This is a genomic window from Methylocystis sp. H4A (genome assembly GCF_015709545.1).
Classification (GTDB): Bacteria; Pseudomonadota; Alphaproteobacteria; order Rhizobiales; family Beijerinckiaceae; genus Methylocystis; species Methylocystis silviterrae.
The window spans coordinates 1-12,758 of sequence record NZ_JADNQY010000014.1 but is presented as its reverse complement, the minus strand read 5'-3'; the positions used below and the strand labels follow the sequence as shown (position 1 = coordinate 12,758).

The window sequence follows — 12,758 nt, the reverse complement described above, 5'->3', positions numbered from 1 at the left end:
ATGGGGGACCAGGTGGAGCGCGAAGGCGAAAAGCAATATGCGGAATTTGTAACCGAGATTCGCAAGCACGGCCATCAGCGCATGGGTCTGATGACGAGCTGGGCCTATCTCGACGATCCCAAGCGCCTCGCTTTCATGATGGCGCGTTACAAATTCGTGGCGAAGATGCTCGAAGGCGCCGACCATGTCCTCGAGGTCGGCTGCGGCGACGGGTTTGGAACGAGGATCGTGGCTCAGGCGGTCAGGAAAGTGACGGCCGTTGATTTCGACCCGGAGTTTATCGAGGACGCTCGAGCTGTCGCCGGCGATCGTTACCCCATCTCGTTTCACCGCCACGACATGGTTGCGACCCCTTTTCCCGACCGTTTTTCGGGCGCATATAGTCTCGATGTTCTTGAACATATCGATCGCGCCAACGAACACCGATTTATTTCAAATATCGTAGCGTCACTGACGCAAGACGGAGCTTGCGTCATCGGCGCGCCATCGCTCGAATCGCAGGCTTACGCGTCGCGGATGTCTCGTTTGGGTCATGTGAACTGCAAGACCCAGGCCGAGCTGAAAGACACCATGCTTCGCCACTTTCGAAACGTCTTCATGTTCGGCATGAACGACGAAGTTCTTCATACGGGTTACGCAAAGATGACGCATTACAACATCGCATTATGCGCCGGGCCCATCGCGGCGAATAGTTAGTGGCCCGAGACGGATGCGCCGGATCCTCGCTCGCGCGACAGGGTCTCCTAAATTCATTGGAACGAACGCTATTAGTCGCTCGCAAACTTAAAGGACGGGATCAATTGGAATGAATGACGATCGAACAGGCCTCACCGAACAAATGTTGGGGCGTCACGGTCTTTTCTTTTACCCAATTTACGCCCTTTTGGCGCGAATCCTCAGCCGCTTGGGGTATCGCTTTCTGCACACGCATATCTGGCTGATCGAGGATTTCGGCCAGCTCGCGATGGACCTAGACGTCTATCTAAAGCGGCAAATACTCTCGGGACGAAAGGTCAAACCAATCCTCCTGGTTGACGGTCGTAAGCCCGCCAATGACGCGCTTCTGGCGCATTGGACGCGCTATATTCATGTCGTGCGCTCACGAGCGATGAATGTCCTGCTGCGGCCCTTCTTGCTGTTTCCGGAGGTCGTCGATGTTATTCCGGCGTATTCCATTGCGCACGGAGGAGCGTCGCATAATCATGAAATTCAGCGGCTCTGGGGTGACCGGCCGCCGCTTTTACAGCTTTCCGAAGCGGAAATCGCCAAGGGCGAGGAGCGGCTGCGGGCCTGGGGGATGCCAGAAGGGGCCTGGTTCGTCTGCGTGCACTCGCGTGAAGGCGGCTTCAAGCCCGTCCACGACTGGGCGCATAGTTTTCGAAATTCACGGATCGACGGTTACAAAGAGGCCATGCGGGAAATCGTCGCTCGCGGCGGCTGGTGCATCAGGGTCGGCGACGCGACGATGGAGCCGCTGGCGCCGGCCCCAGGGATTGTCGACTATGCGCGTTCGCCTGCGAAAAGCGCGTGGATGGATATTTTTCTCCTCGCGCGATGCCGCTTTGTGCTCGGCAATACCTCTGGCGTTTTCATAATCTCGGGAATTTTTGGCAAGCGGTCGGCGCTCGCCAATATGGCTCCGATTGGAGCGGCCTATTCACTTTTTCCGGGCGATATAACAATTCCCAAATTGCTTCAGGACGCGAGCGGACGCACTTTGTCTTTTGGCGAGGCGCTGGCGGACATCTCGTCCGAATACTACCTAACCACGGAGTTCGCCGAACAAGGCTTGCGGCATATTGACAATACGCCGCAGGATATCGCCGAACTTGGCGTGGAAATGATGGATCGGCTCGAAGGAAAATTCGTCGAAGATCCAGACGACGCCGAATTGCAGGCGCGGTTTCGCGCCTTGATGCGCCCGGAGCATTATTCGTGGCATTCCGCAGGTCGAATTGGGGCCGCTTTCCTGCGTCGTCATCGTCATCTGCTCGACGCACTGGCGCCCCTTGAGAAAGGGCATCACGGCTCCTAGGCCGTCGGGCTGCGCAGCAGGCGCGCGCCATGCTGCTTCGCGCCCGCGATCTTCTGGCGCGCCAGCGCGCGCAACTGATCAACGCGCTGCGCGGTCAATTAGCCGAGCATGGCGTTGTCGCCCCCCAAAGGGCTGCTTGTGAAACAACCCCGGTTGAAGGAAATCGGCACGCGCGCTTTCAATGGCAGCGGGCAGATTCGGCGACTGGGATGGCGTGACCTCAATGTGACGCGTGTGTGGGCGCCTCGCCTCTGGGCCGTCGAGCGAGAATTTGAGGGCGCCAACACAGCCTGGGACTCGATCGCGTCAGCAGTGACGGGCTCATCGATCGCTTCGTGTGGCTGAAGCAACCGGAGAGACGCAGAGCGCGTCACGGTGAACTTGAGATAATCCAATTCCATTGGAACGTGGCCTGCGTCCTTCTCGCCGCCGCCCTGATTAGAGCTATCGGCGCGCAACGCTCCGATGCCCGCTGTCTAGATGGGGCGGCGGACTCGAGCCTTCGGTCCTGCCACCCATGGTGGGCCCGCGTTCTTTTGAACCCAAGCGACCGCGTCGAAAAGGCGCGGGCAGCTCCTTCGCTGATTGGGAACCGTTAGCGCCCGTCAAGAATTATATCCTCGAAAGTGGAGGATCTGATTGTGTTGATGGTCAAAATGAACGGGGGGCAGCGTTTGTCCGACTCTACGAAGGTCGCGACGATATCTGACTACTTGCGTGCGATCTTTGCAGGCGTCGCCGCCGAGCCTTTGCCAGCCGCAATGGAGAAGCTCCTGCGGCAAATTGAGCAGCGCGTTCGATTGCAGGAAATCGGGGCTTGACGAAGGGCGAAGCGACCCAAATTTATTCGTCAGACGACCTTCCTACGTCACTCTTCTTCCGGCCTCGCTGGCGGCCCTGCTTTCGACCGAGAGCAGGGCCGCCTTTTCGCTTGAAGGCGTCGGCAAATCGACCCAAGGCTCGACGGGTGGCTCGCTTGAAGCGTTACGCCGCTGCGATCTTTTCAATCAAGCTCGCGTCGTCATCGCCGATATCGAACTTATTCACGCGCGGCGACACAACCCATTCCTAGCGCATTCTCGCCACCCACCATCCACGCCCTTCAAATTAACTCCGAGCGCCATAGTTCTCTCCATCAGAAGAATAGGGAGGACGCTATGCGCAAAACTCTAAAGCTTGGCGCAATTCTAGCAGCCGCAACGTTGTGGGTGTCGTTCGCGCACGCCGGCACATTTCACCACGGCCGGTATTTGCCAGACTATGGAGGGCACGGCCGCCATCAGCACAGGGATTGGAGCGGCGATCGCTATGGTTACGGTGGAGGCGGACACGTTCACGGTCCTTGTTGGGTGTGGGATCAAGGCCATTGGGTGTGGAATTGCCGGTGAGGCCTAGCCGCTCGCACGAAGAGACGCCCGCCAGATATGGCGGGCGTTCGTATCCGGGTCGGCGCGATGCCAGCGGATGAACCATAAAAAGGCCCGCGACGGGGAAGCCGCGGGAGGGTGATTGGAACGTCGCTACGTGTGGCGACGCCGGCCAAATAGCGCCGGGGCGCGCTGAGGCAAGCGAGGCAGTCGGATGATAAGGGTCACGCTCGGCCATTGATGGCGTCACCCCATAAATATCGAACGGGGGCATATCGCTTACGCACGGCGCGCACATGGGAGCGAATATGCTGAACCAATCCGATTTTCGCGCAACCCTTCAGGAAGCGCGGTTTGACGCCGACGCTGCAGATCGAGCGCGAACGACCCCCTGAAACACGAGCGACGAACCGCGACGCACTGCTTGGTTCAGGAATTGTGCGCGAGATCGAGCGCGAGCTTTCGCTGTGGGACGCTTCGGAGGCTCGTGGAGATTCCAGCACCCATCGCATTCGATCGCAGCCGTGGCTTCCGAAGTGTACACGATTTGTAACACCGCCTATTATATCAACAATAAATCATATGCTTACATCTTTATGATGGCGGAGGGGGCGGGATTCGAACCCGCGATACGGTTTCCCGCATACACACTTTCCAGGCGTGCGCCTTCAACCACTCGGCCACCCCTCCGCGAAGCGCGCACTATATTCACGCGCGACCGGAACGCAACGCCAAGCATGGACAGACGCGGCCGCGGCGCCTATTCTCCCCACGCTTTTTCGCCATCGCAACATTTACGTTCGCACGAAGAGACCATGCTGCGACTCCTCATCCGACTGATCGGCCTTCTCTTGCTCGCGGGCGGCTTCATCGCCCTCATCGTCGACGGCACGCGCTCGATCGCCGCCGGCCGCGTCATGGTGACGAGCGTCAGCAGGGGAACGTCCGCGGTGTTTCCCGGCCTCTACCAGTCGCTGCAGTCGAGCGTCGAGAATGTCTCGGCCTTTCTGTGGGACCCGGTTTTGACCACGCTGATGCTGGCGCCGGTCAGCGTCGCCTTCGGCGGCGTCGGGGCTCTGCTGATCCTGCTCAGCCACCGGCGGTCGGCGCCTCTCTATTACGCCCGCCGCTAGTTTCCCTCGAGCCGCCACACTATATCGCTGCCATGACCATCTTCGACGAACTCGGTCTTTCCGAGCTGCTCGGGCCCATACCCGACCGCGAGACTCCGGTGGCGCATGGGGCGCGCCATTTCGTCAACGGCCGGCCGCTCGATCCGCCGTTTCCGCTGGGGTCCGAACAGGTCCTCTTCGGCATGGGCTGCTTTTGGGGCGCGGAGCGCAAATTCTGGCAGGCCGGCGAAGGCGTCTATGTGACGTCGGTCGGCTACGCCGGCGGAACGACGAAAAATCCCACCTATGAGGACGTCTGCAGCGGCCGCACCGGCCATGCGGAGGTGGTGCGCGTCGTCTATCAGCCGCCGGCGATGACCTTCGAACAGCTGTTGCGCAAGTTCTGGGAGGGCCATGACCCGACGCAGGGCATGCGCCAGGGCAATGACGCCGGCACGCAATATCGCTCGGCCATCTATGTCTCGACGCCGGAACAGCTCGCCGCCGCGAAGGAGTCGCTCGCCATGTATCAACGCGTATTGACGCAGGCGGGCCTGGGCGCGATCACGACGGAAATCCGCGAGAGCCCGCCGTTTTATTACGCCGAGGAGTATCACCAGCAGTATCTCGCCAAAAATCCCGGCGGCTACTGCGGACTGGGCGGAACCGGCATCGCCTGCCCGCTCGGCGACTGCTCCGGCTGAAGGCCTATTGCGCGCGCAACACCTCGCGGCAGGCTGACGGCAACCCCGCCATGGTCATCGGCGGCCAGCTCTTGCCGCCCGGCGTTCTCGGGCGCAGCACCTCATCCTTGAACCACCAGGCGAGCGACGCGTCGCAGCCGTCGCCGGCGGGAGTCGGGTCCTGGTCGCGGCAGTTGGAGCCGTTCGGGCAGTGAAGCCGGATGTGGAAATGGTAGTTGTGGCCCCACATCGGCCGCACCTTGTGCATCCAGCTTTCGCCCTGCGCCGAGCGGCATAACGCGCGTTTGATCGCGGCGTTGACGAAGATGCGCTGCACGGCCGGCTCCATCGCCGCCGCGCGGATCAGGGCGATGTGGCCCGCGCTCCAGACCTCGGGGCGGACGTCGAGCCGATCTTCGCGCACCACGTCCGTCGACATCAGCTCTTCGCGCTCCTCGCGCGTTAATTCGCGATTGGGCATCGGCGTGAGCCAGATGTCGGCGTCGAGCCCGATCTGATGGGACGCGTGGCCAGAGAGCATCGGCCCGCCGCGCGGTTGCGACAGATCGCCGACGAGCAGGCCTGGCCAGCCCGATTCGCGCGCCGCCTTCGACGAAAAATGCTTCAAAAAGGCGATGAGATTAGGATGACCCCAATTGCGGTTGCGCGACAGCCGCATGACCTGCCAGTGGGGGCCGTTGATCGGCAGCGGCTCGCCGCCCGCGAGGCAGCCGCGCGAATAGAAGCCGATCGGATCGGGATGGAGCGCCGCCGCCGCGTGCGCGCGGCCAAACAGTTCTCGGGCCGGCGTCCCTGGACTGGACGGATTGGCGAGCGGCGGCAGCGGCTTCGGGTCGAGCGCGCCCTTATCCTGCGCCGGCGCGCCGTTAACCATGGCGAGCGCCGCGAAGGCGAGTAGCGCCGCACAAAGCCTGCGCAATGTCGAACCTGTCATCATGGGCTTTCGCCCCCCAGTCTCCATAATTGCCTGCGCCGCGTAAAGCGTTGCGATTGAGCCTTGCCGCGAAAGCTTAACGCTTCATTTAGCTTTGTTGTAGCGCCAAGCCAGCGCAAGAGCGCGGGCATGCTGCGCGTTGGGTCAGGAGTCCGCTATGCGTTTTTCAGTCATCCTTCCCGCGACGGTTTCTCTGATCGCCGGCCTCGGCGCGGCGAACGCCACCACACACATCCACATCAATCTTTCGACGCAGACCATGCATGTGCAGTCTTCGTCGGGCAGCTATTCGTGGCCGGTGTCGACGGCCCGCGCCGGCTATTCTACGCCGCGCGGCTCATTTGCGCCGACCGGCCTGCAGCCCATGCATTATTCGCGCAAATATCACATGTCGCCAATGCCCCACTCGATCTTCTTCCGCGGCGGCTATGCGATTCATGGCTCCTATGCGACGGGGATGCTCGGCCAGCCGGCGTCGCATGGTTGCGTTCGCTTGTCGCCCGGCCACGCAGCGATGCTGTATCAAATGGTCCAGAGCGAAGGCGGCCGCATTTCAATCACCGGCGCGCCGCCACGGAACCATTACTATGCCAGCGCCGGGCGCGGCGGCGGCGTCCACTATGCGTCCTCGCGCGGGCGTTCTTATTATGGCTCGGGCTACGCAGTCGCCGATCCTTTCGCCGCTTTGTTTGGCGGCGGCCTTTTCTGAACGCCCGGCGATTCCCGATCACCTGTAATCCTGTGATCGGTGAAGGAATCGCTCAAAATCAAATTGTGGAGCAGACTCTCATCGAAAAAGTCCGTCAACTTTTTCGGAGCCTGCTCTAAGCCTGTCCTAGCCGGGCGGGTCCACTCCTTGTTTTCGCCTTTTGCGGCCCGTTAATGCTTCCCGACGCTTGCCGCGCGCTTCCTTTGCGCGCGATAAGGACCTCAAAAGCAACAGGGAATCTCCGCTTGACGACATTTGATCGCCGCCGCTTTCTTTTGGGAGCCGGCGGCTTGGGGGCTGGCGGCTTGGCCTTCGCCGGCTCAGCCTCGGCGCAGGCTCCGGACGCGGCCGAAGAGTTGCAAGTTCGCGTCGAGAACAATTCGGCGCCGGAACTCTGCGCCGAGAAGGACAATGTCGAGCTCGACTTCATCTCGCCGCGCGTGCGCAGTCTGCAAATTCAGGCGGTGCACCCATCCTACATCAACACGATCGCCTCGGATCGCTGGGCCCCCGACTGGTCGAGCTGCGATTTCACCGTGGACCCCAAGGCGTTTTCGCAGGCGCGCCGCAAGACCTTCTGGGAGACGCCGGAATTCTGGCTGACGGGCTACACCTTTCCCTCGTTCTGGCGCCCCAACGACGTGCCGATCCGCGTCGGCGATTCCGTCGAGCACGGCTTCCATCTGATCCAGCTCTGGATGTGGCGCCGCGAGCGCGCCGAAGAGATCATGGTGCTCTATCCGCCGGACGGCTATTGGCGGGCGCGGCCGCTGCCCTTCGACGACATGCGCTGGACGGCTTACGGCTCGTCCTTTCTCGTCGGGCCGGTCGAGACGCAGGAGCGGCCGATCGTCGATATCGAGGAAATCGTCTTCGAGCCTCAATCGCGCAGCCTGATCCTCAAATTCAGGCGCGGCGGCGAAGGCCGCCTCTCGATCAAGAGCGTCGATCAGGACCGGATAACGCTTGACGTCTCCTTCAGTCAGGCGATGCCGAACGGATTACCCTTCGCGGCGCTGCGGTCGATGTACGCCATGGAGACGATGAGCGACGCCGCCATCGTCGCCTGGCGCAGCAAGCGCGGCAAGAGTTGGGAGGAAGCGCCCGTCATTCGCTTCCCTGGCGCCAGCGCGACCGAAGTGTGGGTCGGCCGCCATCTGCCCTCGCGCCACAATCTTTCGGCGCCCGACATGGTGTTCAGCAAGTTCCAGGGCGCGCCGCCGGCGGCCGCGCGCCGATGAATCAGGGCCGATGGTGGGCGCTCGATGCGGCGCGCGGGATCGCCGTCCTGGCGATGATCGTTTTTCACCTCATCTGGGATCTCGCGCATTTCGGCTACGCGCCGGCCAATCTCCCCTGGTCGGCGCCCGTCAAAATATTCGGCCATTCGATCGCCTTCGCCTTCCTGTTCATCGCCGGCGTCGCGCTGGTCCTGGCGAATCGCGATTCAATGCGCTGGCCGGCCTTCTGGCGCCGCTTCGCGCTCATCGGCGCCGCGGCGGCGCTGGTGACGGCCGGCACCTATGCCCTCTTTCCCAACGCTTTTGTGTTCTTCGGCATTCTGCATTGCATCGCGGTCGCCAGTCTGATCGCCGTCCCATTTCTGCTCGCGCCCTGGTCCGTCGCGCTCGTTGGCGGCGCCTTTTTCCTTCTCGGCGGGGCGTTCTTCACGTCGTCCGCCTTCAACGCCGATTGGCTGCAATGGATCGGGCTTTCGACCAGCGAACCAATGACCCAGGACTGGCGTCCGCTCTTTCCCTGGGCCGGCGCGCTGCTGCTCGGCGTCGCGGCGGGAAAACTCGCTCTCCCCGTTTACGGGAAGAGGGCAAGGGTGAGCGGCGAGGGCGCTAACCCTCTCCCCACACATGCTAAGAGGGAATGGCTTCCCTTCCTCGGCCGGCACAGCCTGCTCATCTATCTCGCGCATCAGCCGGCGCTCTTCGCGCTCCTTATGGGACTCGCCTATCTCATGCCGCCCGCGGTCGAGGCGACGGAATTCGTCGCCTCATGCGAAGCGCGCTGCATGGAGGACGGCGGAGAGGGAAAAATCTGCCACGACGCCTGCCAGTGCACGGCGCGGGAGGCCATCCGCAGCAGGGCGCTCGCCGGCGTGACGGATGAGGTCGAGCGCGGACGCCGGCTCAACGAGATCGCGCAAAAGTGCGCCGCGAACGGCAGATAAGCCTTGCATTGCCCTCATGCTGAGGAGCGCCTGAAAGGCGCGTCTCGAAGCACGAGGGCTTTCGCGCATCCTCGTCCTTCGAGACGGCTCCTCCAGAGCCTCCTCAGGATGAGGATGCTTTTTTCACATCCCGCCGAGATGCTCGGCGACGGTGAAAATGTCCTTGTCGCCGCGGCCGCACATATTCATCACCATCAGATGATCGCGCGGCTTTAGCGCCGCGAGTTCGAACACTTTCGCCAGCGCGTGAGAGGGCTCGAGCGCCGGGATGATGCCCTCGAGCTTCGAACAGAGCTGAAAAGCGTTCAGCGCCTCCTGATCGGTGGCGTTCAGATATTTCACGCGGCCGATCTCATGCAGCCAGGAATGTTCCGGCCCGATGCCAGGGTAATCCAGCCCCGCCGAAATCGAATGGCCTTCGAGAATCTGGCCGTCGTCGTCCATCAACAAATAGGTGCGGTTGCCGTGCAGCACGCCCGGGCGCCCGCCGGTGAGCGAGGCCGCATGGCCATTCGGCACATTGACGCCATGGCCCGCCGCCTCGACGCCGTAAATCTCGACGCTGGCGTCGTCGAGAAACGGATGGAACAGGCCAATGGCGTTGGAGCCGCCGCCGATGCAGGCGACGAGCGAATCGGGAAGCCGCCCCTCCATCTCCTGCATCTGGACGCGCGTCTCATTGCCGATGATCGACTGAAAATCGCGCACCATCGCCGGATAGGGATGCGGCCCCGCCGCCGTGCCGATGCAGTAGAAAGTGTCGGCGACATTCGTCACCCAGTCGCGCAGCGCCTCGTTCATCGCGTCCTTCAAGGTCCGCGCGCCCGACTGCACGGGAATGACTTCGGCGCCAAGCATCTTCATGCGGAAGACGTTGGGCTTCTGCCGCTCGACGTCGACGGCGCCCATATAGACGACGCAGTCGAGGCCAAAGCGCGCGCAGGCGGTGGCGGTGGCGACGCCATGCTGGCCGGCGCCCGTCTCGGCGATGATGCGCTTCTTGCCCATGCGCCGCGCGAGCAGAATCTGCCCGAGCACATTGTTGATCTTATGCGCGCCGGTATGGTTGAGCTCGTCGCGCTTGAAATAGACCTTGGCGCCTTTGTCCTCGCCCGCGCGCTCCCGCACATAGTCGGTGATGCGCTCGGCGAAATAGAGCGGCGAAGGGCGCCCGACATAGTGCTTGTGGAGGCTCGTGAGCTCCTCGTGAAAAGCCGGATCGGTCTTCGCCTTCTCGTAAGCTCCTTCAAGGTCGAGCACGAGCGGCATCAATGTTTCGGCGACGAAACGCCCGCCGAAAATGCCGAAGCGGCCGTTTTCATCCGGGCCGGCGCGGAAGGAATTGGGAATCGGCTGGTTCACGGGGGGCGTCCTCGCTCTGCGTCACTACCCCCTCCCCAACCCTCCCCGCTGCGCGGGAGAGGGAGTCAGATACGGCGCGTCATCGAGTTTGCCGCAGCGCGGCTTCGTTAGCGTCCCCTCTCCCGCAGAGCGGGGGAGGGACAGGGAGGGGGCCGATCCGTCGGCGCAGTCTTAAACTGTCAAACGCCGCTATGAAAGCCGAGCGGCGGCCAGGAAGGCTGCAATCTTCGCCGCGTCCTTGACGCCGCGTTCGCGCTCGACGCCGGAAGAGACGTCCACCGCGCGGGCGCCGGTTTGGCGCATGGCTTCCGCCACATTTTCGGGCGTGAGTCCTCCCGAAAGCATCCAATGTTTCGCAGCGACGCCGCGCAGCAGAGACCAGTCGAAAGCGACGCCGGCGCCGCCAGGAACCGCTGCGTTCGGCGCGGGCTTGGCGTCAAACAGAATGACGTCGGCGATGTCTTCATAGGCGCGCGCCGCCTCGACATCGCCGGGCGTCGCGACGCCCGCCGCCTTGATGATCGGCAGGCCGAAGCGCGCCTTCACCTCGGCGACCCGCGTCGGCGTCTCACTTCCGTGAAGCTGGAGATAGTCGGGCGCGAGCGCGTCGATGATGTCCTGGAGCGCGGCGTCGTCAGCGTCGACGGTGAGCGCGACTTTGCTGACCCGCTCGCTGGCGAGGCGCCCGAGGGTGCGGGCGGTCTCGAGGTCGATATGGCGCGGACTTTTCTCGAAAAAGACAAAGCCCGCCATGTCCGCGCCGGCTCCAATCGCCGCGAGAAGCGTCTCGGGCGAGGACAGACCGCAGATTTTAACGATGGTTGACGACATTCCGTTCCGTAGACGAAGGTTTCCTCATCCTGAGGAGCGCCGAAGGCGCGTCTCGAAGGACGAGGAAACCGTCGGCGCCCTCGTGCTTCGAGATGGCTCCGGAGCCTCCTCAGCATGAGGGCGCTAACTACCCCCGATTATACGCGTCCTCGAAGCGGACGATGTCGTCCTCGCCGAGATAGGAGCCGGTCTGCACTTCGATCAGCTCCAGATCGATCTTACCGGGATTGGTCAGGCGGTGCTTGCTGCCTATCGGCAGATAGATCGACTCGTTTTCGTGGACGAGATGGATTTCCTCGTCGCGGCCGACCTCCGCCGTGCCGCGCACGACGATCCAATGTTCGGCGCGGTGGAAATGCTTCTGCAGCGACAGGCGTTGGCCCGGCTTCACCACGATGCGCTTCACCTGATAGCGCTGGCCTTCGTCGATCCCTTGATAATAGCCCCACGGCCGAAAAATGCGCTTGTGCTCTCCCGCTTCGCGCCGGTTTTCGCTGCGCAGCTGCTCGACGAGCTGTTTGACCTGATCGCCATGCTCATGGCTAAGCACCAGCACGGCGTCCTGCGTCGTCACGACGATGATGTCGTTGACGCCGACGACGGTGGTCAGCGTGTCCTCGGAGCGCACATGGACGTTGCGGGCGTTCATGACGACGCCTTGGCCGCGCACCGAATTGCCGTTTTCGTCGCGGTCCGACAATTCCCAGACGGCGCGCCAGGTGCCGACGTCGGACCAGCCGATGTCGGCGGGAATCAGCGCCGCTTTGTCGGTCTTTTCCATCACGGCGTAATCGATCGATTTCTTCGGCGCGTGCGCGAAGGCCTCGGCGTTCAAAATCATAAAGCCGAGATCCTGGCGGGCCGCTTCAATCGCCGCTTCGGCGGCGGCGAAAATGCCGGGCTCGAATTGCGCAATCTCCGACTGCATGACGTCGGCGCGGAAGATGAAGTTGCCGCTGTTCCAGAAATAGCCGGCGTCGACATAGTCCTGCGCCGTTGCGCGGTCCGGCTTTTCGACGAAAGCGTCGAGCTTGTAGACCTCGCAACACGACTCAAGCGGCGCGCCGGGGCGCAGATAGCCGTATCCCGTCGCGGGGCCGTCGGGCTTGACGCCGAGCGTGACGATATAGCCTTGCGCCGCCGCGGCGCTCGCGCGCTTGCACAGATCGACGAGGCCCGCCGTGTCGCGAACGACATGGTCGGCGGCGAGCACGACGACGACTGTGTCGGGCGCGCGGCGCGCGGCGAGGCCCGCCGCGACGGCGACCGCCGGACCCGAGTCGCGGCGCGACGGCTCCAGCACGACGTCGGCTTGCGCGCCGATCTCGCGCAGCTGGTCGGCGATGAGGAAGCGGTAGTCGAAATTAGAGACGACGATCGGCCGCTCGAACGCCGGGTCGGCCAGCATCGCCATCGTCGTCTGGAAGGTGGAGCGCTCGCCAATGAGCGGAATAAACTGCTTGGGAAGCGTCTCGCGCGACTCGGGCCACACCCGCGTCCCCGATCCGCCGCACATAATAAC

General features: G+C 62.8%; 12 protein-coding genes, 1 tRNA gene and 1 pseudogene. 9 read left to right on the top strand and 5 right to left on the bottom strand.

The window, feature by feature from the left end; genetic code table 11:
• From IYW40_RS02140 to IYW40_RS02125, 4 genes and pseudogenes are all read left to right on the top strand, one after another.
• Positions 1 to 696, top strand: coding sequence for a class I SAM-dependent methyltransferase (locus IYW40_RS02140; RefSeq protein WP_196399192.1), 696 nt, complete (start codon positions 1 to 3; stop codon positions 694 to 696).
• A gap of 109 nt (positions 697 to 805) precedes the next feature.
• Complete coding sequence (locus IYW40_RS02135; RefSeq protein ID WP_196399191.1) at positions 806 to 2,035, top strand: TIGR04372 family glycosyltransferase; 1,230 nt, start codon at positions 806 to 808, stop codon at positions 2,033 to 2,035.
• An 11-nt stretch (positions 2,036 to 2,046) separates the two neighbouring features.
• Positions 2,047 to 2,163 (top strand): annotated as a pseudogene (locus IYW40_RS02130) (IS110 family transposase); the annotation flags it as partial.
• 513 nt (positions 2,164 to 2,676) lie between these two features.
• Entirely contained in the window at positions 2,677 to 2,856 is a 180-nt protein-coding gene (locus IYW40_RS02125) for a hypothetical protein (RefSeq protein WP_175093858.1), read from the top strand.
• Between the two features lie 1,146 nt (positions 2,857 to 4,002).
• Here IYW40_RS02125 and IYW40_RS02120 read toward each other — a convergent pair.
• Positions 4,003 to 4,092: transfer RNA gene (locus IYW40_RS02120), tRNA-Ser, on the bottom strand.
• Between the two features lie 125 nt (positions 4,093 to 4,217).
• Between IYW40_RS02120 and IYW40_RS02115 the strand changes: the two genes are divergently transcribed.
• Both IYW40_RS02115 and msrA read left to right on the top strand, forming a co-directional pair.
• Positions 4,218 to 4,535 carry a hypothetical protein gene (locus IYW40_RS02115; protein WP_196399190.1) on the top strand — a complete coding sequence of 106 codons (318 nt, stop codon included), beginning with the start codon at positions 4,218 to 4,220 and terminating at the stop codon, positions 4,533 to 4,535.
• Positions 4,536 to 4,567: 32 nt separating this feature from the next.
• Positions 4,568 to 5,218, top strand: a complete 651-nt coding sequence (gene msrA / locus IYW40_RS02110; RefSeq protein ID WP_196399189.1) for a peptide-methionine (S)-S-oxide reductase MsrA — start codon at positions 4,568 to 4,570, stop codon at positions 5,216 to 5,218.
• A gap of 4 nt (positions 5,219 to 5,222) precedes the next feature.
• On the opposite strand, the gene mepA is transcribed toward msrA, so the two are convergent.
• Positions 5,223 to 6,155: a penicillin-insensitive murein endopeptidase gene (gene mepA / locus IYW40_RS02105; protein ID WP_196399188.1), complete on the bottom strand. Its 933-nt coding sequence runs from the start codon at positions 6,153 to 6,155 to the stop codon at positions 5,223 to 5,225.
• A 154-nt stretch (positions 6,156 to 6,309) separates the two neighbouring features.
• On the opposite strand from mepA, the gene IYW40_RS02100 reads away from it, so the two are divergent.
• The 3 genes from IYW40_RS02100 (at position 6,310) to IYW40_RS02090 (ending at position 9,043) form a co-directional block, all read left to right on the top strand.
• Positions 6,310 to 6,861, top strand: a complete 552-nt coding sequence (locus tag IYW40_RS02100; RefSeq protein ID WP_196399187.1) for a L,D-transpeptidase — start codon at positions 6,310 to 6,312, stop codon at positions 6,859 to 6,861.
• Between the two features lie 245 nt (positions 6,862 to 7,106).
• Positions 7,107 to 8,102, top strand: coding sequence for a hypothetical protein (locus tag IYW40_RS02095; protein ID WP_196399186.1), 996 nt, complete (start codon positions 7,107 to 7,109; stop codon positions 8,100 to 8,102).
• On the top strand, positions 8,099 to 9,043 hold the full coding sequence (locus IYW40_RS02090; protein ID WP_196399185.1) for a heparan-alpha-glucosaminide N-acetyltransferase: 945 nt from the start codon (positions 8,099 to 8,101) through the stop codon (positions 9,041 to 9,043). Before IYW40_RS02095 ends, IYW40_RS02090 begins: the two co-directional genes overlap by 4 nt.
• 123 nt (positions 9,044 to 9,166) lie before the next feature.
• Here the strand turns inward: IYW40_RS02090 and trpB are convergent, their stop codons facing one another.
• The 3 genes from trpB to IYW40_RS02075 all read right to left on the bottom strand — a co-directional run.
• Positions 9,167 to 10,405 (bottom strand): tryptophan synthase subunit beta, encoded by a 1,239-nt coding sequence (gene trpB / locus IYW40_RS02085; RefSeq protein WP_196399184.1) that lies wholly within the window; start codon positions 10,403 to 10,405, stop codon positions 9,167 to 9,169.
• A 189-nt stretch (positions 10,406 to 10,594) separates the two neighbouring features.
• The gene (locus IYW40_RS02080; RefSeq protein ID WP_196399183.1) at positions 10,595 to 11,236 is read right to left on the bottom strand and encodes a phosphoribosylanthranilate isomerase; all 642 of its coding nucleotides are present in this window, start codon (positions 11,234 to 11,236) and stop codon (positions 10,595 to 10,597) included.
• A gap of 127 nt (positions 11,237 to 11,363) precedes the next feature.
• Positions 11,364 to 12,758: mannose-1-phosphate guanylyltransferase/mannose-6-phosphate isomerase (locus tag IYW40_RS02075; protein ID WP_246720583.1), on the bottom strand; the 1,395-nt coding region annotated here is incomplete at its 5' end.

What these genes read in the sequence shown, in the direction of transcription:
- IYW40_RS02140 (WP_196399192.1), top strand. Translation starts at nt 1, where the DNA reads ATGGGGGACCAGGTGGAGCGCGAAGGCGAAAAGCAATATGCGGAATTT.
- IYW40_RS02100 (WP_196399187.1), top strand. Translation starts at nt 6,310, where the DNA reads ATGCGTTTTTCAGTCATCCTTCCCGCGACGGTTTCTCTGATCGCCGGC.
- IYW40_RS02115 (WP_196399190.1), top strand. Translation starts at nt 4,218, where the DNA reads ATGCTGCGACTCCTCATCCGACTGATCGGCCTTCTCTTGCTCGCGGGC.
- IYW40_RS02135 (WP_196399191.1), top strand. Translation starts at nt 806, where the DNA reads ATGAATGACGATCGAACAGGCCTCACCGAACAAATGTTGGGGCGTCAC.
- mepA (WP_196399188.1), bottom strand. Translation starts at nt 6,155, where the DNA reads ATGATGACAGGTTCGACATTGCGCAGGCTTTGTGCGGCGCTACTCGCC.
- msrA (WP_196399189.1), top strand. Translation starts at nt 4,568, where the DNA reads ATGACCATCTTCGACGAACTCGGTCTTTCCGAGCTGCTCGGGCCCATA.
- IYW40_RS02080 (WP_196399183.1), bottom strand. Translation starts at nt 11,236, where the DNA reads ATGTCGTCAACCATCGTTAAAATCTGCGGTCTGTCCTCGCCCGAGACG.
- IYW40_RS02090 (WP_196399185.1), top strand. Translation starts at nt 8,099, where the DNA reads ATGAATCAGGGCCGATGGTGGGCGCTCGATGCGGCGCGCGGGATCGCC.